This window comes from Bacillus sp. FSL R5-0443 (genome assembly GCF_038608285.1).
GTDB lineage: Bacteria > Bacillota > Bacilli > Bacillales > Bacillaceae > Bacillus > Bacillus velezensis.
This window is the reverse complement of sequence record NZ_CP152013.1, coordinates 98,760-119,746: the sequence shown is the minus strand read 5'-3', so window position 1 is coordinate 119,746 and position 20,987 is coordinate 98,760. Positions and strand designations below refer to the sequence as shown.

At 46.3% G+C, this 20,987-nt stretch carries 20 protein-coding genes, 2 rRNA genes and 1 other annotated feature; all 22 genes read right to left on the bottom strand.

The annotated features are described in order from the left end of the window. Positions 1 to 81 precede the first annotated feature (81 nt). Positions 82 to 507 (bottom strand): 50S ribosomal protein L11, encoded by a 426-nt coding sequence (rplK, locus tag NYE28_RS00660; protein WP_003156430.1) that lies wholly within the window; start codon positions 505 to 507, stop codon positions 82 to 84. Positions 508 to 674: 167 nt separating this feature from the next. Further along, a complete protein-coding gene (gene nusG, locus NYE28_RS00655) occupies positions 675 to 1,208 on the bottom strand; it encodes a transcription termination/antitermination protein NusG (protein ID WP_003156423.1) in 534 nt (177 codons plus the stop codon). A 167-nt stretch (positions 1,209 to 1,375) separates the two neighbouring features. After that, positions 1,376 to 1,555, bottom strand: a complete 180-nt coding sequence (secE, locus tag NYE28_RS00650; protein ID WP_003156422.1) for a preprotein translocase subunit SecE — start codon at positions 1,553 to 1,555, stop codon at positions 1,376 to 1,378. A 32-nt stretch (positions 1,556 to 1,587) separates the two neighbouring features. Continuing rightward, positions 1,588 to 1,737, bottom strand: a complete 150-nt coding sequence (rpmG, locus tag NYE28_RS00645) for a 50S ribosomal protein L33 (protein WP_003156421.1) — start codon at positions 1,735 to 1,737, stop codon at positions 1,588 to 1,590. A gap of 85 nt (positions 1,738 to 1,822) precedes the next feature. Next, a complete protein-coding gene (gene sigH, locus NYE28_RS00640; RefSeq protein WP_003156415.1) occupies positions 1,823 to 2,479 on the bottom strand; it encodes an RNA polymerase sporulation sigma factor SigH in 657 nt (218 codons plus the stop codon). Between the two features lie 62 nt (positions 2,480 to 2,541). Continuing rightward, entirely contained in the window at positions 2,542 to 3,054 is a 513-nt protein-coding gene (rae1, locus tag NYE28_RS00635; RefSeq protein ID WP_003156414.1) for a ribosome-dependent mRNA decay endonuclease Rae1/YacP, read from the bottom strand. Between the two features lie 6 nt (positions 3,055 to 3,060). After that, entirely contained in the window at positions 3,061 to 3,810 is a 750-nt protein-coding gene (gene rlmB / locus NYE28_RS00630) for a 23S rRNA (guanosine(2251)-2'-O)-methyltransferase RlmB (protein ID WP_003156413.1), read from the bottom strand. Beyond that, on the bottom strand, positions 3,794 to 4,225 hold the full coding sequence (locus tag NYE28_RS00625) for a Mini-ribonuclease 3 (RefSeq protein ID WP_003156412.1): 432 nt from the start codon (positions 4,223 to 4,225) through the stop codon (positions 3,794 to 3,796). The genes rlmB and NYE28_RS00625 overlap by 17 nt, the downstream gene beginning before the upstream one ends. 4 nt (positions 4,226 to 4,229) lie before the next feature. After that, positions 4,230 to 5,630 carry a cysteine--tRNA ligase gene (cysS, locus tag NYE28_RS00620; RefSeq protein WP_160222801.1) on the bottom strand — a complete coding sequence of 467 codons (1,401 nt, stop codon included), beginning with the start codon at positions 5,628 to 5,630 and terminating at the stop codon, positions 4,230 to 4,232. Further along, positions 5,627 to 6,280 (bottom strand): serine O-acetyltransferase, encoded by a 654-nt coding sequence (gene cysE, locus NYE28_RS00615; protein WP_003156410.1) that lies wholly within the window; start codon positions 6,278 to 6,280, stop codon positions 5,627 to 5,629. The genes cysS and cysE overlap by 4 nt, the downstream gene beginning before the upstream one ends. Positions 6,281 to 6,354: 74 nt before the next feature. Further along, positions 6,355 to 6,588, bottom strand: a binding site (T-box leader). Positions 6,589 to 6,590: 2 nt separating this feature from the next. Then, positions 6,591 to 8,042 carry a glutamate--tRNA ligase gene (gltX, locus tag NYE28_RS00610; RefSeq protein ID WP_007410392.1) on the bottom strand — a complete coding sequence of 484 codons (1,452 nt, stop codon included), beginning with the start codon at positions 8,040 to 8,042 and terminating at the stop codon, positions 6,591 to 6,593. Between the two features lie 91 nt (positions 8,043 to 8,133). After that, positions 8,134 to 8,610, bottom strand: a complete 477-nt coding sequence (gene ispF, locus NYE28_RS00605; protein WP_003156407.1) for a 2-C-methyl-D-erythritol 2,4-cyclodiphosphate synthase — start codon at positions 8,608 to 8,610, stop codon at positions 8,134 to 8,136. Then, positions 8,603 to 9,301: a 2-C-methyl-D-erythritol 4-phosphate cytidylyltransferase gene (ispD, locus tag NYE28_RS00600; RefSeq protein ID WP_015239038.1), complete on the bottom strand. Its 699-nt coding sequence runs from the start codon at positions 9,299 to 9,301 to the stop codon at positions 8,603 to 8,605. Before ispD ends, ispF begins: the two co-directional genes overlap by 8 nt. Before the next feature lie 12 nt (positions 9,302 to 9,313). Further along, entirely contained in the window at positions 9,314 to 10,414 is a 1,101-nt protein-coding gene (locus NYE28_RS00595; protein ID WP_003156403.1) for a PIN/TRAM domain-containing protein, read from the bottom strand. A 113-nt stretch (positions 10,415 to 10,527) separates the two neighbouring features. Next, positions 10,528 to 11,610 carry a DNA integrity scanning diadenylate cyclase DisA gene (gene disA, locus NYE28_RS00590; RefSeq protein ID WP_007615225.1) on the bottom strand — a complete coding sequence of 361 codons (1,083 nt, stop codon included), beginning with the start codon at positions 11,608 to 11,610 and terminating at the stop codon, positions 10,528 to 10,530. Positions 11,611 to 11,613: 3 nt separating this feature from the next. Next, positions 11,614 to 12,993, bottom strand: a complete 1,380-nt coding sequence (gene radA, locus NYE28_RS00585) for a DNA repair protein RadA (protein ID WP_015239037.1) — start codon at positions 12,991 to 12,993, stop codon at positions 11,614 to 11,616. A 93-nt stretch (positions 12,994 to 13,086) separates the two neighbouring features. After that, positions 13,087 to 15,519 carry an ATP-dependent protease ATP-binding subunit ClpC gene (clpC, locus tag NYE28_RS00580; protein ID WP_007410388.1) on the bottom strand — a complete coding sequence of 811 codons (2,433 nt, stop codon included), beginning with the start codon at positions 15,517 to 15,519 and terminating at the stop codon, positions 13,087 to 13,089. Next, positions 15,516 to 16,607, bottom strand: a complete 1,092-nt coding sequence (locus NYE28_RS00575; protein WP_003156398.1) for a protein arginine kinase — start codon at positions 16,605 to 16,607, stop codon at positions 15,516 to 15,518. The genes clpC and NYE28_RS00575 overlap by 4 nt, the downstream gene beginning before the upstream one ends. Then, the gene (locus NYE28_RS00570) at positions 16,607 to 17,164 is read right to left on the bottom strand and encodes a UvrB/UvrC motif-containing protein (RefSeq protein ID WP_025284097.1); all 558 of its coding nucleotides are present in this window, start codon (positions 17,162 to 17,164) and stop codon (positions 16,607 to 16,609) included. Before NYE28_RS00570 ends, NYE28_RS00575 begins: the two co-directional genes overlap by 1 nt. 13 nt (positions 17,165 to 17,177) lie before the next feature. Continuing rightward, on the bottom strand, positions 17,178 to 17,642 hold the full coding sequence (gene ctsR, locus NYE28_RS00565) for a transcriptional regulator CtsR (RefSeq protein ID WP_003156396.1): 465 nt from the start codon (positions 17,640 to 17,642) through the stop codon (positions 17,178 to 17,180). A gap of 227 nt (positions 17,643 to 17,869) precedes the next feature. Continuing rightward, positions 17,870 to 17,985, bottom strand: a 5S ribosomal RNA gene (rrf, locus tag NYE28_RS00560). A 50-nt stretch (positions 17,986 to 18,035) separates the two neighbouring features. Beyond that, a 23S ribosomal RNA gene (locus NYE28_RS00555) occupies positions 18,036 to 20,965 on the bottom strand. Positions 20,966 to 20,987 lie beyond the last annotated feature (22 nt).

Genomic DNA, 20,987 nt, shown 5'->3' with positions numbered 1-20,987 from the left:
CCTTATGTGGTTATAGCGGAATAACCTCCCACGAATAAGGGTTGCGAACTTGTGAAAACTCGCAACCCGACAAGAAACAAATTAATCCTCGATAACGATACCCATACTGCGGGCAGTACCTTCAACCATGCGCATTGCCGCTTCAACGTCTGCTGCGTTTAAGTCAGGCATTTTCGTTTCAGCGATTTCGCGAACCTTATCGCGCTTAACGGTTGCCACTTTATTACGGTTTGGTTCACCAGAACCAGACTCAATTCCAGCTGCTTTTTTAAGCAATACTGCAGCAGGCGGAGTTTTTGTAATAAATGTAAATGAACGGTCTTCGTAAACCGAAATTTCAACAGGAATGATTAAACCAGCTTGGTCAGCTGTACGAGCGTTAAACTCCTTACAGAATCCCATGATATTTACACCGGCTTGACCTAGTGCAGGTCCAACTGGCGGCGCTGGGTTAGCTTTTCCAGCAGGAATTTGCAATTTTACAACTTTTACTACTTTTTTAGCCACGAGACACACCTCCTTAAGTCCGTGATGTGGTAATAGGGTAAACCCTCCCACTCAAGGTTTCATTCTTTATATGAATGACGAAATATCAAGCTAGCTGCCTTGGATTAGTCCAAGACGTACCTTTGCTATATTATCATTAATATATAGCAATTTCAAGTTTTTTCACATTACAATTTGTCGATCTGGGTAAATTCCAGTTCAACCGGCGTTTCACGGCCGAACATGTTAACGAATACTTTCACTTTGCTCTTATCATAATCAATCTCTTCAATTGATCCTGTAAAGTTGGCGAAAGGTCCGTCTATGACTTTGACTGTCTCATTCAATTCAAAATCAATGTCGGTTTTCCGCTCATCCATGCCCATGCGTTTTAAGATGGTTTCCGCTTCGCCAGGAAGAAGCGGAGTAGGCTTTGAGCCTGAACCGGCTGATCCGACGAATCCGGTAACGCCCGGCGTGTTGCGGACCACATACCAGGAATCATCAGTCATGACGATTTCAACAAGCACATAACCCGGGAACACTTTCTTTTTGACTACTTTTTTCTTGCCGTTCTTAATATCAGTCTCTTCTTCTTCAGGGACGACAACGCGGAAAATTTTATCCTGCATTCCCATTGATTCCACACGTTTTTCAAGGTTCGCTTTTACTTTGTTTTCATAACCGGAATACGTATGAACAACATACCAATTCTTTTCCATTCTATCAGGACTCTGCAGTCCTTCCCTCCCCGCATTTAAAAATGAAGTGTAAAACAAAAAATAGGCTCAGGGCCTATGAATCCTTTTTTCAACAACACAATAAAAAACCCGCTGAACGGGTTTTGGCAAACGATATTATGATCTATTATAGCACGTATTGCTGATCATTATTCAACTATTAAACGAATTAATTGAGAAATTCCTGTATCAAGGAGGGCAAAAAAGATAACAAAAAAGATAACCGTTGAAATCACCGTGATCGTATAGCGCGTTAACTCTTTGCCTTTAGGCCAGCTAACCTTTTTCATTTCTTTCCCAACATCTTTAAAGAAACTCATCATGCGCATGTAAAAGACCTCCACAATTTAAAAAGCGAACACTATTTTGTTTCTAAATGAGCTGTATGTGAATTGCAAGTGCTGCAGTACTTCTTAACTTCTAACCGCTCAGCCGCTGATGCAGAGCTTTTCATTGTCGTATAATTACGATTTCCGCATGTTTTGCATGCCAGCGTAATCTTTTTTCTCATGTCGTTACACCTTTTCCTAAACATTCATTTATCTTAATAAAATAGCACAGTCAGAAAAATTCTGTCAATATGACACAGAAACCTGCTACAGGCTGATCTCTCTTATTTCTAAATACTTTTCAAGCTTGCGCTTCACGCGCTGCAGGGCATTATCGATTGATTTTACGTGTCGGTTTAAGTCATCTGAAATCTCTTGGTAACTTCTTCCGTCCAAGTACAAAACAAGCACCTTTCTCTCCAGATCGCTCAGCAGTTCTCCCATTTTCATTTCGATATCATCAAATTCTTCCTGATTAATAATCATCTCTTCAGGATTTAACGTTTTAGCGCCTGAAATGACATCAAGCAGTGTTCTGTCAGATTCTTCATCAAAAATAGGTTTGTCTAAAGAAACATAGGAATTTAAAGGAATGTGTTTCTGACGGGTAGCTGTCTTTATTGCGGTAATAATCTGGCGGGTAATGCATAATTCTGCAAAAGCTTTAAATGAAGTAAGCTTGTCCTCTCTAAAGTCTCGGATAGACTTATATAAGCCTATCATCCCTTCCTGTACAATATCTTCTCTGTCGGCCCCTATTAAAAAATAAGACCTTGCTTTCGCCCGTACAAAATTACGGTACTTCGTAATCAAGTAATCTAACGCATCACTATCCCCAACATGAACCTTTTCAATGACCTGCTCGTCCTCCAACTGGCAAAATTGCACTTTGTTGAACTTTCCCTTGCTGTTCTGTAGATTCACTGCGATCCCCCCGGCGCACGTAGATAGAAATATTATACATTAATGGGCGAAAAAGCGTCAACCTAATCCAGACCGCCTCGGCGCCACTTTTCAAACGTTTTCAAAACCTCTTCGGACAGCTCGATTTTACCCGGTGGTTTTTCAGAAGTGATCTTTGAAACCCGCCTTTGAATCCGGCGTTCTATCGTATCCACTTCCCTCAGGAGCTCCCGGGCGGATTTACGGAGAGCCCCTTGTCCGAAAATCGCCCACTGCTCCGTATAATCGGAGGTTGCGACATGAATCTGTGTTGCAATATTATTCAGCGCCTGGGCAAGCTTCTCGATCCGCTCATCCGCCGTTTCATTCTCCCGTGTGAAAATCACTTCGACTCTGTGATTCGTTTGTTTTTTCTCTATGCCTTTTACCAGGTGTGCGTCAAACACCACAATGACTCTGATTCCCGTGTAGGACTGATATTCCGCCATCTTCTGGATCAGTACATCTCTCGCTTCTTCAAAACTGTTCGCTTTTAAATCCTTTAGCTGCGGCCAAGCTCCAATCATGTTGTATCCGTCTACTAACAGGATGTCCATCTGTCTTCATTCCCCTAAAGGATTGCGCTTCCGGTAGACTTCATACATGAGAAGGCCGGCCGCTACCGACGCATTCAGAGACGTGACTTTTCCGGCCATCGGAAGCTTAATGAGAAAATCACATTTCTCTTTCACAAGCCGGCCCATTCCTCTGCCTTCGCTTCCGATAACGAGCGCCAAAGGCATCTTGCCGTCCATAGAGCGGTAGTCTTCCCGGGCGGATGCATCCGTTCCGACGACCCAAATCCCCCGCTCCTTCATTTCATCAAGTGTCCGGGCAAGGTTGGTCACCTTCACGACGGGAATGTGTTCAATCGCACCGGTCGAAGCTTTTGCGACCGTCGAAGTCAGTCCGACCGCTCTGCGTTTCGGAATCACGATGCCGTGTGCACCGACAGCGTCAGCCGTTCTCATGATGGAACCGAGATTATGAGGGTCTTCCAGCTCGTCCAGTATGAGAAAGAAAGGCTGTTCGTTTCTCTCTTCCGCTCTTTTATATAATTCGTCTAATTGTGCATATTCATATGCCGCCACCTGGGCGACAACACCCTGATGCTGCCCCTCCACCATCTGATCGAGTTTTTTCCTCGGTACAAATTGAATGGTGACGCCGCGCTTTTTAGCAAGCTCCATAACTTGCTGCGCCTGTCCTTTTACTGTGTTTTCCGCCATCCATAACTTATACAGCTTGCGATCTGACTTTAACGTCTCAATCACAGCGTTTTTTCCTATGACGTAATCATGTTGCTGACTCATTTGTTTTCCTCCCTGACGTCCCGACTTGTATAGCCTCAGCAATCAGCTGATTCAGTCTTTCTTCTCTTTTCTCAAGAAAAAGGTATCCGAGTAAAGCCTCAAAAGCTGTACTATGGCGGTACGTCTGTACATCTGTGTTTTTAGGCGTCGTCCCTGATTTCGCGTTTCTGCCTCTTCTCAGCACGGCTTCCTCTTCCTCCGTGAAAAAGGATTCGTCCTGAAGGCGGAACAATATGTCTGCCTGTGATTTTGCCGATACAATCCGGCTCGCCTTCTTATGAAGGTCATTCGGTTTCGTAAAGCCCTGCTTAAGCAGGTGATGCCGGACGTATATTTCAAAAATGGCATCACCCATATAAGCGAGCGCAAGACCGTTTAACTGCTTTGAATCTTTGATTTGTTCAAATTGAAGCATCCGCTTACTCTCCCCGCTTCCAGCGAGTTCCCTGGGCCGTATCTTCAAGAATGATATTCATGCTTTTCAGCTGATCGCGAATCTGGTCTGACAAAGCAAAATCGCGATTGCGGCGGGCTTCATTTCTCTTCTCAATCAACTCTTCAATCTCTTCGTCGACAAGCTCTTCTTCGCCGAGCTTAAGTCCGAGAACAGATCCGATTCTGTCAAACATGCTGATAAAGGCTTTAATGACGTGATCCGCCGTATTGTCTTCCTGCATGTAGTAATTGGCGAGCTTCGCCAGATCAAACCAAACGGAAATCGCATTCGCCGTATTAAAATCATCATCCATTGCTTCTTCAAACGCAGTGCGGTGCTCTTCGATTTTAGCGAGCCATTCCTCATCATTGTCAGTCAGATTCGTGCTGCTAATCAAACGATGGTTTAAATTACTGTAGGCCGTCTTCAGGCGGTTAAACGCGTTTTTTGTTTTCTCAAGCAGCTCTTCCGAATAGTTGATCGGGTGGCGGTAATGAACGGACAGCATGAAAAATCTCAAAAGCTGCGGGTCATATTGCTTAATGATATCGTGCACCAAAACAAAGTTGCCGAGCGATTTTGACATTTTCTCATTATCGATATTGATATATCCGTTGTGAAGCCAGTATTTTGCGAATGTCTTGCCTGTTAATGCTTCAGATTGGGCGATTTCGTTTTCATGGTGCGGGAATGTCAGGTCCTGACCGCCGGCATGAATATCGATTTCGTCACCCAAATACTTTTTCACCATTGCGGAGCATTCAATATGCCAGCCCGGGCGGCCTTTTCCCCAAGGGCTATCCCATGAAATTTCTCCGTCCTTAGCAGCTTTCCAAAGAGCAAAGTCCAGCGCATCCTCTTTCTTCTCGCCGACACGGATACGCGCGCCTGATCTGAGTTCATCAATTGATTGCTGAGATAGTTTGCCGTACCCTTCGAAGGCCCTTGTTTTGAAATAGACGTCGCCTTCTGATTCATAAGCGTAGCCTTTTTTAATCAGTTCGCTGACAAATTCAATAATGGCATCCATGTTTTCCATGACCCGGGGGTGAAGATCCGCTTTCCGGCATCCGAGGGCGCCCACGTCTTCAAAATACGCTTTAATGAACCGTTCAGAAACGGTCGGGACGTCCTCGCCGAGCTCGTTGGCCGCCTTAATCAGTTTGTCGTCAACATCGGTGAAATTCGATACGTATTGAACATCGTATCCTTTATACTCTAAATAGTTGCGTACGGTATCATACACAATCGCCGGACGGGCGTTTCCGATATGAATATAGTTGTATACAGTCGGTCCGCACACGTACATTTTTACTTTGCCTTCCTCAAGAGGAACGAATGTTTCCTTTTTCCGTGTCAATGTATTATAAAGTGTAATGGTCATTTTTGGTTGATCCTTTCTTTTTTATCTTCCAGTTCAGCCTGCAGTTCAAAAATCTGCTGCTCCAATGCTCTAAACCTGTCAGCAACCGGATCGGGCAAGTCTTGGTGATTGAGATCGCGTTTGATTTTTCTTCCGTTCTGAATGACGACTTTTCCAGGTATGCCGACAACGGTCGAGAAGTCGGGAACATCACGAAGCACAACGGAACCGGCCCCTACTTTAGAACCTTGCCCGACCGTAATAGAGCCGAGCACCTTCGCTCCGGTTGCAATTAAAGCATCATCTTTTATGGTCGGATGCCGCTTCCCCTTTTCTTTTCCCGTTCCCCCGAGAGTGACACCTTGGAATACCGTCACGTTATTGCCGATTTCACATGTTTCCCCTATGACGACCCCCATACCGTGGTCAATGAAAAACCTTCTCCCGATGGTCGCGCCGGGATGGATTTCAATTCCGGTAAAGAAACGGGCAATCTGTGATATCAGGCGCGCCAGGAAGAAAAATCTCCGTTTATATAAAGCATGTGCAATCCGATGCGCCCATATAGCATGTAAACCAGAATAAGTTAAAACAACTTCGAAATAGCTTCTTGCTGCCGGATCTTGATCGAACACTGTATCTATGTCTTCTTTTAGCATTTTAAAAAACACATGCTTCCCCCCATTCTCTCCCCGCTCCAGTCTGTTTTTCCGCCTATAAAAAAAGCGCCTCTGCATGTAAACATGACAGAGACGCTTTTACCGCGCGGTTCCACTCTGTTTGAAAAACAAGTCACTGTTTTCCCAACTTAAAAGCCGGTAACGGCGGCGGCCGCCTTTAAATACTGATTTCCGCAGAAATGTTCTTCAAAGGTCTTAAGGGCGCACTTCTAAAACATGACGCATGAATCTCTCTCAGCCGATGAAGATTCTTTCTGTAATGGTCATTGTTTTATACTCTTCCCTGTCAACAATCGTATATTTAAATGCTTTTCAGGCGTCTGACGGCTGTTTCTCTGCCGATCAGCTCAATGGCCTGCGGAAGCTCAGGACCGTGTGTCTGACCGGTAACCGCTACACGAATCGGCATGAACAGCTTTTTGCCTTTATGGCCTGTTTCTTTCTGAACAGCTTTGATTGAGGCTTTGATCAGCTCAGGCGTAAATTCTTCAAGCTCTTCAAGCTTCGCAGCAAATACGCTGAGCACTTCAGGCACCTGTTCCTCTTCCAGAACGGCTTTTGCCTCTTGATTATACTCGATCTCATCTTTAAAGAACAAATCAGTCAGCTCGACAATTTCAGCGCCGTAGCTCAATTGCTCATGGTAAAGAGAGATTAATTTACGAACCCATTCCTGCTCCTCGGCAGAAAGCTCAGTGCCGACTTTTCCTGCTTTTTGCAGGTGCGGCAGGGTCAGCTCAACCACTTGATCAAGATCCAGCGCTTTGACGTATTGGTTGTTGACCCATTTCAGTTTATGCATATCAAACAGAGCCGGTGACTTAGACAAACGATTTACATCAAAAATTTCAATGAATTGTTCTCTTGTGAAAAGCTCTTCTTCACCGACGGGAGACCAGCCGAGAAGTCCGATAAAGTTAAACAGCGCTTCAGGCAGGTAACCCAGCTCATCATACTGCTCAATAAACTGGATAATTGATTCATCACGTTTACTTAATTTTTTGCGGCTTTCGTTTACGATAAGCGTCATATGTCCGAAGACAGGAACATCCCAGCCGAATGCCTGGAAAATCATGATCTGTTTCGGTGTATTTGAAATGTGATCCTCACCGCGGAGCACGTGCGTCATTTTCATTAAGTAATCGTCAATCGCGACGGCAAAGTTATACGTCGGTGTTCCGTCTTTTTTGACGATGACAAAGTCGCCGATGCCGTCTGATTCAAAAGAAATCTCGCCTTTTACGATATCGTTAAATGCGATGATTTTCCCTTCCGGCACGCGGAAACGGATGCTCGGCTGTCTGCCTTCGGCTAAAAACTGCTCCTGCTCTTCCTGAGTCAGGTTTCTGTGTTTGCCGGAATAGCGCGGCATTTCCCCGCGGGCGATTTGCTCTTCACGTTCTTTCTCAAGTTCTTCTTCCGTACAGAAACATTTATAAGCAAGCCCTTTTTCAAGAAGCTCTTCATAGTACTTTTTGTAAATGTCGTTACGCTCAGACTGGCGGTACGGGCCGTATTCTCCGCCGATATCCACACTTTCATCCCAGTCCATGCCGAGCCATTTCAAATAGTTGAGCTGGCTTTGCTCTCCGCCTTCAATATTTCGCTTTTTGTCCGTATCCTCAATCCGGATAATAAACTTTCCGCCTTGGCTGCGGGCAAATAAATAGTTAAAAAGCGCCGTTCTGGCGTTACCGATATGCAAATGTCCGGTCGGACTCGGTGCATAACGAACGCGTACTTCATTTCCCATGTTCAAATACTTCCTTTCATCTCGTCTGTAGCCTCTAGCCGAATATATGTATCTATTCTACCACCAAATAGACCGGGCATCAAAACAATGATCAGGCTTTTTGGATCAGAACGGTTGCCTGAGCGGCAATTCCTTCGGCTCTTCCGGTAAACCCGAGCTTTTCTGTCGTCGTCGCTTTTACGTTTACTTGAGAGACGTCCGCCTCAAGGCCTTCCGCTATCCGTTTTCTCATAGCATCAATATGCGGCGCCATTTTCGGCTTTTGCGCAATAATCGTGCAGTCTATATTTCCGAGTACGTATCCTTTTTCTTTAACAATGTTCCAGACATGCTGAAGCAGCTTAAAAGAATCCGCATCCTTGAATTCCGGATCAGTATCCGGGAAATGCTTGCCGATATCTCCTTCACCTGCCGCTCCGAGACACGCGTCTGCGACTGTATGCAGCAATACATCAGCATCTGAATGTCCGAGCAGCCCCTTTTCATAAGGAATTTCAATTCCGCCGATGATGAGAGGACGGCCTTCCGTTAATTGATGCACATCAAATCCTTGTCCGATTCTAAACATTATGATTCCCACTTTCCGCTTTCATGATTGCTTCCGCAAATATCAGGTCATCAGGCGTTGTCAGCTTAATATTGGTATAGCTGCCTTCAACGATACTCACCTGATATCCATCAAGACGCTCGACGAGGCTGGCGTCATCCGTACCTAAGAAGCCTTTGTTTTCCGCTTCCATATGCGCCGTCTTCAATAAAGAAAGACGAAAAGCTTGCGGCGTTTGAACGGCCCACAAGCTTGAACGATCAAAGGTCTCCGCAACCCGGGAGCCTTCCGCCCGTTTTATCGTGTCTTTCACAGGAACAGCCAGGACAGCCGCTCCCGCCTCCTCTGCTGTTTCAACGAGCTTATCGATATGCTGATGTGTGACAAACGGGCGCGCTCCGTCATGAACAAGGACGACCGATTCCTTATCAATCACTTTCAGTCCTTCGTATACACTGTGCTGACGCTCCGCCCCCCCGGTAACAAGCTCAATTTCCGTCTGAATCGGAAATTGGGCCAGCAGCTGTCGAAAATCTTCCCGTTCACTCTCGTTTATCACCAAGATTATTTTCTGACAGGGTGCGTGGCTTTCAAAAACCCGCAGTGTGTGTATAATAACAGGTGCACCTTTTAAGCTGATGAACAGCTTATTTTTCCCGGCCTTCATCCTTTTTCCTTGTCCGGCAGCCGGAATAACGACAACATACTCCATATAAACTCCCTCTTAAAGAGCTTTCTCAAGCAGCTTGGGCTTGGCAAAAATCATTCGTCCCGCCGCTGTCTGCAGTACGCTGGTTACGAGCACATCAATATGTTTCCCTATATAATTGCGGCCTTCTTCCACAACAATCATCGTCCCGTCATCCAAGTAAGCCACACCTTGATTATGCTCTTTCCCGTCCTTAATCACCTGCACATTCATCTCTTCGCCCGGAAGCACAACCGGCTTCACCGCGTTTGCAAGGTCATTAATATTCAGTACCGCAACCTTCTGAAGCTCACATACTTTATTTAAATTAAAATCATTCGTCACAACGACGCCGGATGTCAGCTTCGCAAGTTTGACAAGCTTGCTGTCAACCTCCTGAATGTCTTCGAAGTCGCCTTCATAAATTTCAACCGTAATATCCAGTTCCTTTTGAATGCGATTCAAGATATCCAGTCCGCGGCGCCCTCTGTTACGTTTTAAAACATCTGAAGAATCAGCGATATGCTGTAATTCCTCCAGCACAAATTGAGGAATGACAATGACGCCTTCTAAAAAGCCCGTCTGACAAATATCTGCAATTCTCCCATCAATAATAACACTTGTATCCAAGATTTTCAGCCTTTTATCCTGTTCCTCCTGCTCCTCATCAGCACTTCCCTTTTTCTTCTGCATTCTTGCAGAAATGGAGAAAAGACTGATCAGTTCATCCTTTTTCTTAAATCCGACTTGGAAGCCCAGGTAACCGAGAAAGAAAGCCAGAAAGACCGGAATGATGGTGCTGAATATACGGTACGGAATATTGTCCAGCGGAATCACGTTTACAATGAGATATGCGATGATAAGTCCAAAAACCAATCCGAGACTCCCGAATAACAGATCCGGCACCGGAGCTCTCAGCAAAGAATCTTCAATCCATTTTACCCAATTAATCACATATTCTGTCGTCCATATACTGATGAGAAAAAAGATAATAGCACCAATTGCAGCAGACGTATATGCGTTTGTTATTAAAGGTATGTCCTGTATATTTGACAGCACAAACAATTCAGGTATTAAAAAGATACCGACAACGCCGCCCACAATAATGAAGAACGCCTGAACTATTCGTTTTAACATACCTCCACCTCCTTTTAAGTAGCATTTTTTCAGCAGACTGTCAGAGCCTACAAATTCAGAATAAACAAAAACTAACAATAATATACCCGGATTCCGACAGGTTTAAGCGATTCTTAAAGCTGTCTATCTATATAGTGTTTTTCCTGAAGACGTTTTAAGCCTTTTTTGATTTTTTTGGCGCGCACTTCGCCGATACCCTCAACATCATCAAGCTCTTCTACAGTGGCTTCCGTTATGCTTGGCAAAAATCCGAACGCCTCAACCACATTTTCAACAATCGGCATCGGCAGACGCGGAATTTTGTTCAGCAGCCTGTATCCTCTCGGGAGCACATAATCATCAATATTGGTAGAAGCCGGATATCCAAGCAGCTTAAACAGAATGGAATCATCAAGCAGATCATAGCTGGACATATCCTGAAGCTCTTTTAACAGCACGAACGGATCTTTGATTTTTTCTTTGACATAGTCTTTGATGAAAAGTGCCGCCTCTTCTTCCATGTCCGTAATCAGTTCAATCACCTGCAGACGGATTAAGTGGCCTTCCGTTCCGAGTTCTTTAATATACATATTGATTTCATTTTTTATTCGGAGCACCATTTCATATCGATGCATGACGGACAGCACGTCACTGAATGTCACAAGCTCCTCAAACTCTAATGCGTTTAAAGCCGTAATCGTTTTGTCTAAAATGGTTTTATACTTCTCAAGCGTTTGAATGGCCTGATTTGCCTTTGTTAAAATAAATCCTATGTCCTTTAGTGTGTACTTCATGCTGTCCTGATATAACGTAATGACATTTCTGCGCTCTGAAATGGCGATGACGAGACAGCCGGTCTGCTTCGCCACCCGTTCCGCCGTACGGTGCCTCATTCCCGTTTCTGAAGAAGAAATGGTCGCTTCCGGCATAAGCTGCGTATTCGCATAAAGAATTTTCTGGCCGGAATCACTTAAAATAATGGCACCGTCCATTTTGGCCAGCTCGTATAAGTGAGCGGGCGCAAATGATGTATTAATATGAAAACCGCCATCCACGACTTGCTTTACCTTATCATTGTATCCGACAACAATCAGGCCGCCTGTATTTGCCCGAAGTACATTCTCTATCCCGGCTCTGAGCGGGGTGCCCGGTGCAACGAACTGCAGAATTGCAGACAGGTCAAGCTCTTGTTTCGCCCCTTTTTTCTCTTTTTCCATCTATTATGATCCTCCTAATGAAGTACGAAGCGCTTCTGCAACATTTGCTACTCCGACAACCTCAATCCCTTTTGGTATTGTCCACCCGTCTGCATTCGCCTCAGGTATGATCATGCGCTTGAAGCCGAGTTTCGCCGCTTCCTTTACGCGCTGTTCGATTCTTGACACCCTGCGGACTTCTCCTGTCAGACCCACTTCACCGATAAAGCAATCTGCGGGATTCGGCGGTGTATCTCTGAAGCTTGAAGCAATGCTGACGGCTACTGCCAAATCAATCGCCGGTTCATCCAGTTTGACCCCGCCGGCGACCTTTAAATACGCATCTTGATTTTGAAGCAAAAGACCCACCCGCTTCTCAAGCACAGCCATAATTAACGATACCCTGTTGTGGTCAATGCCTGTAGCCATGCGGCGCGGGTTTCCAAAACTGGTCGGTGATATGAGCGCCTGGATTTCAACCAGGATCGGTCTCGTTCCTTCCATTGACGCAACGATACTCGAACCCGATGCCCCGGCAGAACGCTCTTCCAAGAAAATTTCAGAAGGGTTCAGCACTTCCGTAAGCCCCTCTTCCCGCATTTCAAAGATGCCCATTTCATTTGTGGAGCCGAAACGGTTTTTTACGGCCCGCAAAATACGGAATGTATGGTGCCGCTCTCCTTCAAAGTATAGAACGGTATCGACCATGTGCTCAAGCAATCTCGGCCCTGCGATCGATCCTTCTTTTGTGACGTGCCCGACGATAAAAATAGGTATGCCGTTTGTTTTCGCGATTTTCATCAATTCGGCCGTACACTCTCTTACTTGTGATACACTGCCGGGAGCTGAGGTGATATCACTTTGGTAAACGGTCTGAATGGAGTCTACGACAACAAATGCGGGTTTCATCTCTTGTATAGCAGACGAAATATACTCCATATCGGTTTCAGATAAAACATGTAACATTTGGCTGTTGATTCCAAGTCTGTCGGCGCGCAGCTTCGTTTGCTTCACGGATTCTTCCCCTGAAATGTAAAGCACGCTGCCAGCCGTATCTGCTAATTGTGCGGATACTTGGAGAAGGAGCGTTGATTTTCCGATCCCGGGATCGCCGCCGATTAATACTAACGAGCCTTTCACAACGCCGCCGCCAAGCACTCTGTTGAATTCTTCGAGCTTTGTTTGGACGCGGGGTTCTTCCGATGTTTCAATTGATGAAATGGGTGATGGTTTCTGGACGGTTTGAACGGAGTGGGAGAAAGCCGCCCGCCGATTCGCCGGCGCTTTTTTTATGGTTTCTTCCACCATTGTATTCCAAGCCCCGCAGCCCGGGCACTTTCCCATCCATTTTGCGGATTCATATCCGCATGAGTGGCAGATGAATTTTGTTTTTGATTTAGCCATATATGTTGTAAGACCTCTTCCTTATCGAATATTTCTCTATATAACAAAGTGAGGCATACACTTACTTACGTATGCCTCATGTTTGTCACTATATTAGTTCGTTTTAGCAGTTGTTTTTACGACAAATTCGCCGTCCTCAACATCAAGAACAATGTGCTGGCCTTTATCAATATTGCCTCTGAGGAGTTCTTCTGATAACCGGTCCTCCACATGCTTTTGAATCGCTCTTCTTAACGGACGTGCGCCGTATTCCAAATCGACGCCCTCTTCTGCCACTTTTGCTTTTGCAGCATCCGTCAGCTCGATAGAGAGATCTTGTTCTTTCAGACGTTTTGTTAACTGATCAGACATAAGCGACACTATGTCTGTAAGGTGTTTTTTCTCAAGGGAGTGGAAGACGATAATTTCGTCAATCCGGTTGATAAACTCAGGTCTGAAGGCACGCTTCAGCTCTCCCATGACTTTGTCTTTCATGTCTTTATGGTTTTGTGATTCATCCTGCACATTGAAGCCCACATATTTGTTGCGTTTCAGCTCGCTCGCTCCGACGTTTGACGTCATAATCAGGATCGTGTTGCGGAAATCCACAGTGCGTCCTTTTGAATCAGTCAAGCGTCCGTCTTCAAGCACTTGCAGGAGTATGTTAAACACATCAGGGTGCGCTTTTTCAATTTCATCAAGCAGTACGACAGAGTAAGGTTTTCTTCTCACTTTTTCTGTCAGCTGGCCGCCTTCATCATAGCCGACATATCCCGGAGGAGAACCGACAAGACGTGAAGTCGAATGTTTCTCCATGTATTCGGACATATCCACTCTGATCATCGCTTCTTCATCACCGAAAATGGATTCCGCCAGCGCTCGTGCCAGCTCTGTCTTCCCAACGCCTGTAGGGCCTAAGAAGATGAATGAACCAATCGGGCGTTTCGGGTCCTTCAGACCGGCTCTTGCACGTCTGACAGCCTTTGCAACGGCTACAACAGCTTCATCCTGGCCGATGACGCGGGAGTGCAGAATGCTTTCCATATTGAGAAGCTTATCTGTTTCCGTTTGAGCAATTTTAGATACAGGCACCCCGGTCCAGCTGGATACAACCATTGCGATATCCTCTACAGAAACTTCGGAGTTCTCCTGGCCTTGTTTTTCTTTCCACGTTTTTTTCGTGTCTTCCACCTGTTCTCTCAGGCGCTGCTCCGTATCACGAAGAGAAGCCGCTTTTTCAAACTCCTGGCTCTGAACGGCAGCGTCTTTTTCCTTGCGAACTTCATCGAGTTTCTGCTCAAGCTCTTTTAAGTTCGGAGGCGTTGTGAAAGAACGGAGACGCACTTTTGAACCCGCTTCATCAATTAAATCGATCGCTTTATCCGGAAGGAAGCGGTCAGAAATATAACGGTCGGACAATTTTACCGCCGCTTCAATCGCTTCATCGGTAATGGATACGCGGTGATGCGCTTCATAGCGGTCACGGAGCCCTTTTAAAATTTGAATGCTTTCATCGGCTGACGGCTGATCCACCTGAATCGGCTGGAAACGGCGCTCCAGAGCGGCGTCTTTTTCGATATATTTACGGTATTCATCAAGCGTTGTCGCACCGATGCATTGGAGCTCTCCGCGGGCCAGTGAAGGTTTTAAGATATTCGATGCGTCAATCGCACCTTCTGCTCCCCCCGCTCCAATCAGTGTATGCAGTTCGTCAATGAATAAAATAATATTGCCGGCCTGACGTATTTCATCCATTACTTTTTTCAAGCGGTCTTCAAATTCTCCGCGGTATTTCGTACCGGCTACAACCGTACCCATGTCTAATGTCATTACGCGTTTATCACGTAAAATTTCCGGCACTTCATTATTGATGATCTGCTGTGCGAGGCCTTCAGCAATCGCAGTTTTACCTACACCCGGTTCTCCGATAAGAACGGGGTTATTCTTCGTTCTGCGGCTTAATACCTCAATAACACGCTGAATTTCTTTGCTTCGGCCGATAACCGGATCAAGACTGTCTTCCTTCGCAATCGCAGTTAAATCACGCGCCAAGCTGTCAAGCGTCGGCGTGTTTGCATTGCTGTTCGTACCGGATGCAGAAGACCCCGTCTCATTGCTTCCCAGAAGCTGCAGCACTTGCTGTCTCGCCTTATTCAAGCTGACACCGAGATTATTCAGAACTCTCGCGGCCACGCCTTCTCCTTCACGAATCAGTCCGAGAAGTATGTGTTCTGTTCCCACATAAGAATGTCCTAGCTTTCTGGCTTCATCCATGCTGAGCTCAATGACTTTTTTTGCTCTTGGCGTATAATGAATCGTTTGAGACATTTCCTGTCCCCGTCCGATTAAGCTCTCCACTTCTTTCTGAATTTTATCCGAACCGAGTCCGAGTGCTTGGAGTGCTTTAGCCGCAATCCCTTCTCCTTCACGAACCAGACCTAATAAGATATGTTCAGTTCCAATATTGTTATGGCCTAAGCGCAGTGCTTCTTCCTGTGCCAGTGCCAATACCTTTTGAGCTCGCTCTGTAAACCTTCCAAACATCATATCGAATCATCCTCCTGTCTATTTGCACTCATTTCTAAATGCAGCCTTTCCCTGATAAGAGCCGCTCTTCTCGCGTCTCTTTCGTTCGGCCGTAATGCACCGCCCGAATATTGCTGGAGAAAACCCGGCTGTGTCAAAATCATCAGTTCATTAAGTATATTGCTTGATAGCCCTTTAATGATCCCCAGGTCTATCCCCAGCCGAACGTCAGAAAGGCATTTCGCCGTTTCCTTTGATTCAATCATACGGCAGTTGGATAAAACACCGTAAGACCTGAATACCCGGTCCTCCAATTCAATTTTCGAGGTTTGGTAAAGCGCTTCTCGGGCTGAACGTTCCTGCTCAATCAGCTGGGCAGCCACACTGTTTAAATCATCTACAATGTCCTGTTCTGATTTTCCGAGTGTGATTTGATTTGAAATTTGAAAGATATTTCCTAATGCTTCGCTGCCTTCACCGTAAATTCCTCTAACAACTAAACCTAATTGGTTAATTGCCGGTATAATTCGATTCATTTGCCTAGTTAATACAAGGCCCGGCAAATGCATCATGACTGAAGCCCTTAGTCCCGTCCCTACATTTGTAGGACAGCTTGTTAAGTACCCTCTCTTCTCTCCAAAGGCGTAATCCACTTTCTCCTCAATCCAGTCATCAACCTGGTTTGCCGCTTTTATGGCATTGAGAAGCTGGAAGCCGGGGAAGAGGCATTGAATTCTGATATGATCTTCTTCATTTAACATAATGCTGACTTCTTCATTTTCAGAAAGCAAACAGCCGCCAAAAGGAGATTCCGTTAAATTAGGACTGATCAGATGTTTCTCCATCAGCACCCGTTTTTCCAAAGGCTGAGCTTCACTCATTCTGATTAAATGAAATTGACCGATATCAGGCAGTTCTTTTCCTGAAAAATGATCTTCGAATTGCTGAATGATGGATGAGGCTTCTTCATTCGTATACCGGGCGGGAAACTTTATATTTTCAAAGTTTCGGGCCAACCGTATACGGCTGCTGAGTACAATGTCACTTTCAGGTCCCTTTTGCTTCATCCAATTGCTTAGTGCGTCCTGAATAAAATGCTTGAGCGACATTACCCTTGTTCCCCCTCACTGTCTTTACTTTTTAATTTCTGCTCTAACGATCGGATCTGATCCCTGACCTCCGCTGCTCTTTCAAACTCTTCGTGGTGTATTAAAGATTCAAGTTCTTTTTTTAACATTTCCATTTGCCGTCTTACATGCAGGTTTCCGCCTATTCGTTTTGGAATTTTCCCGGCATGCACCGTATTCCCGCTGTGAACTTTTCGCAAGATCGGCGTAATTTGGCTGTAGAACGTATCGTAACATTCCGCACAGCCGAAACGCCCTGTTTTTCTCAGCTGCTGAAACGTCATACCGCATTTCTTACAAGCTGTGCCTTGCTCTGAGTAGCTGAACATTTGAGAACCGGTGTTTTGAAATGAAGACTCCATATTCAGCAGCCCTGATAATAAATTATGGATCGAGAACCCTTGGTTTCCACTTATACTGTATGAATCGCTATTTTCTTTTGCACATTGTTCACAAATATGAACTTCTTGTTTTTCTCCATTAACAACTTTCGTAAAGTGAAAAGTGGCCGGTCTCTCATTGCATTCTTGACAAATCAATCTTTTCACCCGCTTACTTTAGTTTTAAAGATGTGAGCATTGCTTTCATCATTCTGGCTCTTAGTTCATCCCGTTCGGGCAAATCAATATATAGAACTGAACGATCCATTACACTCACCATCATTTTAGCTTCTCTTTCCGAAATAACTCCGTCCTCTAACAGTCTGAGAATAATGTCATCAGAGGCTGCCTGGGACAAGTGGGTATGAATCTGCGAAATAATATTATTGATGAGGACGACTTCGTTATTCATTTTAATTTTGATAATACGAATATAACCGCCGCCTCCCCGTTTACTTTCAACAATATATCCTCTTTCACTTGTAAATCTGGTGTTGATGACATAATTTATTTGGGAAGGAACACATTGAAATTTATCAGCGATTTCACTGCGTTTGATCTCTAAAATTTCTTTGCCATTTTGATCTAATACTTGTTTCAAGTACTGTTCAATGATGTCAGAAATATTATGTCCCACTCAACCCCCTCCTTCATTGACTTTGACTATATTTGACTTTAACCTTACTATAAGGTGTTTCGCAAAATTTTTCAACTGTATCGCTCTATCTCTATTATTTCCACTTTGCACAAGCATAAAACCTGCTTTTGCAAAAAGGCATATCGTTACGTTTCTCATATTATATAACGTATGCAGAAAAACACAAAAAAGGCAGCTCATGATGAGCTGCCTTTACCGTAATGATAGCTTGGCGGCGTCCTACTCTCACAGGGGGAAACCCCCGACTACCATCGGCGCTGAAGAGCTTAACTTCCGTGTTCGGCATGGGAACGGGTGTGACCTCTTCGCTATCGCCACCAAACCATTGAGAGTGTTCTCTCAAAACTAGATAACAGTAAGCATACATTCAAATTGGTTAAGTCCTCGATCGATTAGTATCTGTCAGCTCCATGTGTCGCCACACTTCCACCTCAGACCTATCAACCTGATCATCTTTCAGGGATCTTACTTCCTTGCGGAATGGGAAATCTCATCTTGAGGGGGGCTTCATGCTTAGATGCTTTCAGCACTTATCCCGTCCGCACATAGCTACCCAGCGATGCCCTTGGCAGAACAACTGGTACACCAGCGGTGCGTCCATCCCGGTCCTCTCGTACTAAGGACAGCTCCTCTCAAATTTCCTGCGCCCGCGACGGATAGGGACCGAACTGTCTCACGACGTTCTGAACCCAGCTCGCGTACCGCTTTAATGGGCGAACAGCCCAACCCTTGGGACCGACTACAGCCCCAGGATGCGATGAGCCGACATCGAGGTGCCAAACCTCCCCGTCGATGTGGACTCTTGGGGGAGATAAGCCTGTTATCCCCGGGGTAGCTTTTATCCGTTGAGCGATGGCCCTTCCATGCGGAACCACCGGATCACTAAGCCCGACTTTCGTCCCTGCTCGACTTGTAGGTCTCGCAGTCAAGCTCCCTTGTGCCTTTACACTCTGCGAATGATTTCCAACCATTCTGAGGGAACCTTTGGGCGCCTCCGTTACCTTTTAGGAGGCGACCGCCCCAGTCAAACTGCCCACCTGACACTGTCTCCCCGCCCGATAAGGGCGGCGGGTTAGAAGGTCAATACAGCCAGGGTAGTATCCCACCGATGCCTCCACCGAAGCTGGCGCTCCGGTTTCCAAGGCTCCTACCTATCCTGTACAAGCTGTACCAACATTCAATATCAGGCTGCAGTAAAGCTCCACGGGGTCTTTCCGTCCTGTCGCGGGTAACCTGCATCTTCACAGGTACTATAATTTCACCGAGTCTCTCGTTGAGACAGTGCCCAGATCGTTGCGCCTTTCGTGCGGGTCGGAACTTACCCGACAAGGAATTTCGCTACCTTAGGACCGTTATAGTTACGGCCGCCGTTTACTGGGGCTTCAATTCGCACCTTCGCTTACGCTAAGCGCTCCTCTTAACCTTCCAGCACCGGGCAGGCGTCAGCCCCTATACTTCGCCTTACGGCTTCGCAGAGACCTGTGTTTTTGCTAAACAGTCGCCTGGGCCTATTCACTGCGGCTCTCTCGGGCTTGCACCCTAACAGAGCACCCCTTCTCCCGAAGTTACGGGGTCATTTTGCCGAGTTCCTTAACGAGAGTTCTCTCGATCACCTTAGGATTCTCTCCTCGCCTACCTGTGTCGGTTTGCGGTACGGGCACCTCTCACCTCGCTAGAGGCTTTTCTTGGCAGTGTGGAATCAGGAACTTCGCTACTATAATTCGCTCGCCATCACAGCTCAGCCTTCACGGGAAACGGATTTGCCTATTTCCCAGCCTAACTGCTTGGACGCGGATATCCAATACCGCGCTTACCCTATCCTCCTGCGTCCCCCCATTGCTCAAATGGTGAGGAGGTGGTACAGGAATATCAACCTGTTATCCATCGCCTACGCCTTTCGGCCTCGGCTTAGGTCCCGACTAACCCTGAGCGGACGAGCCTTCCTCAGGAAACCTTAGGCATTCGGTGGAGGGGATTCTCACCCCTCTTTCGCTACTCATACCGGCATTCTCACTTCTAAGCGCTCCACAAGTCCTTCCGGTCTTGCTTCACAGCCCTTAGAACGCTCTCCTACCACTGTTCGAAGAACAGTCCGCAGCTTCGGTGATACGTTTAGCCCCGGTACATTTTCGGCGCAGAGTCACTCGACCAGTGAGCTATTACGCACTCTTTAAATGGTGGCTGCTTCTAAGCCAACATCCTGGTTGTCTAAGCAACTCCACATCCTTTTCCACTTAACGTATACTTTGGGACCTTAGCTGGCGGTCTGGGCTGTTTCCCTTTCGACTACGGATCTTATCACTCGCAGTCTGACTCCCAAGGATAAGTCATCGGCATTCGGAGTTTGACTGAATTCGGTAACCCGGTAGGGGCCCCTAGTCCAATCAGTGCTCTACCTCCGAGACTCTTACCTTGAGGCTAGCCCTAAAGCTATTTCGGAGAGAACCAGCTATCTCCAGGTTCGATTGGCATTTCACCCCTACCCACACCTCATCCCCGCACTTTTCAACGTGCGTGGGTTCGGGCCTCCATTCAGTGTTACCTGAACTTCACCCTGGACATGGGTAGATCACCTGGTTTCGGGTCTACGACCACGTACTCAATTCGCCCTATTCAGACTCGCTTTCGCTGCGGCTCCGCATCTTCTGCTTAACCTTGCACGGGATCGTAACTCGCCGGTTCATTCTACAAAAGGCACGCCATCACCCGTTAACGGGCTCTGACTACTTGTAGGCACACGGTTTCAGGATCTCTTTCACTCCCCTTCCGGGGTGCTTTTCACCTTTCCCTCACGGTACTGGTTCACTATCGGTCACTAGGGAGTATTTAGCCTTGGGAGATGGTCCTCCCGGATTCCGACGGAATTTCACGTGTTCCGCCGTACTCAGGATCCACTCAGGAGAGAACGAAGTTTTGACTACAGGGCTGTTACCTCCTATGGCGGGCCTTTCCAGACCTCTTCATCTACCTCGTTCCTTTGTAACTCCGTACAGAGTGTCCTACAACCCCAAGAGGCAAGCCTCTTGGTTTGGGCTGGTCCCGTTTCGCTCGCCGCTACTCAGGGAATCGCATTTGCTTTCTCTTCCTCCGGGTACTTAGATGTTTCAGTTCCCCGGGTCTGCCTTCTCATATCCTATGTATTCAGATATGGATACCACTCCATTACGAGTGGTGGGTTTCCCCATTCGGAAATCTCCGGATCAAAGCTTGCTTACAGCTCCCCGAAGCATATCGGTGTTCGTCCCGTCCTTCATCGGCTCCTAGTGCCAAGGCATCCACCGTGCGCCCTTTCTAACTTAACCGTTAAAAAGAATCACTACGTGA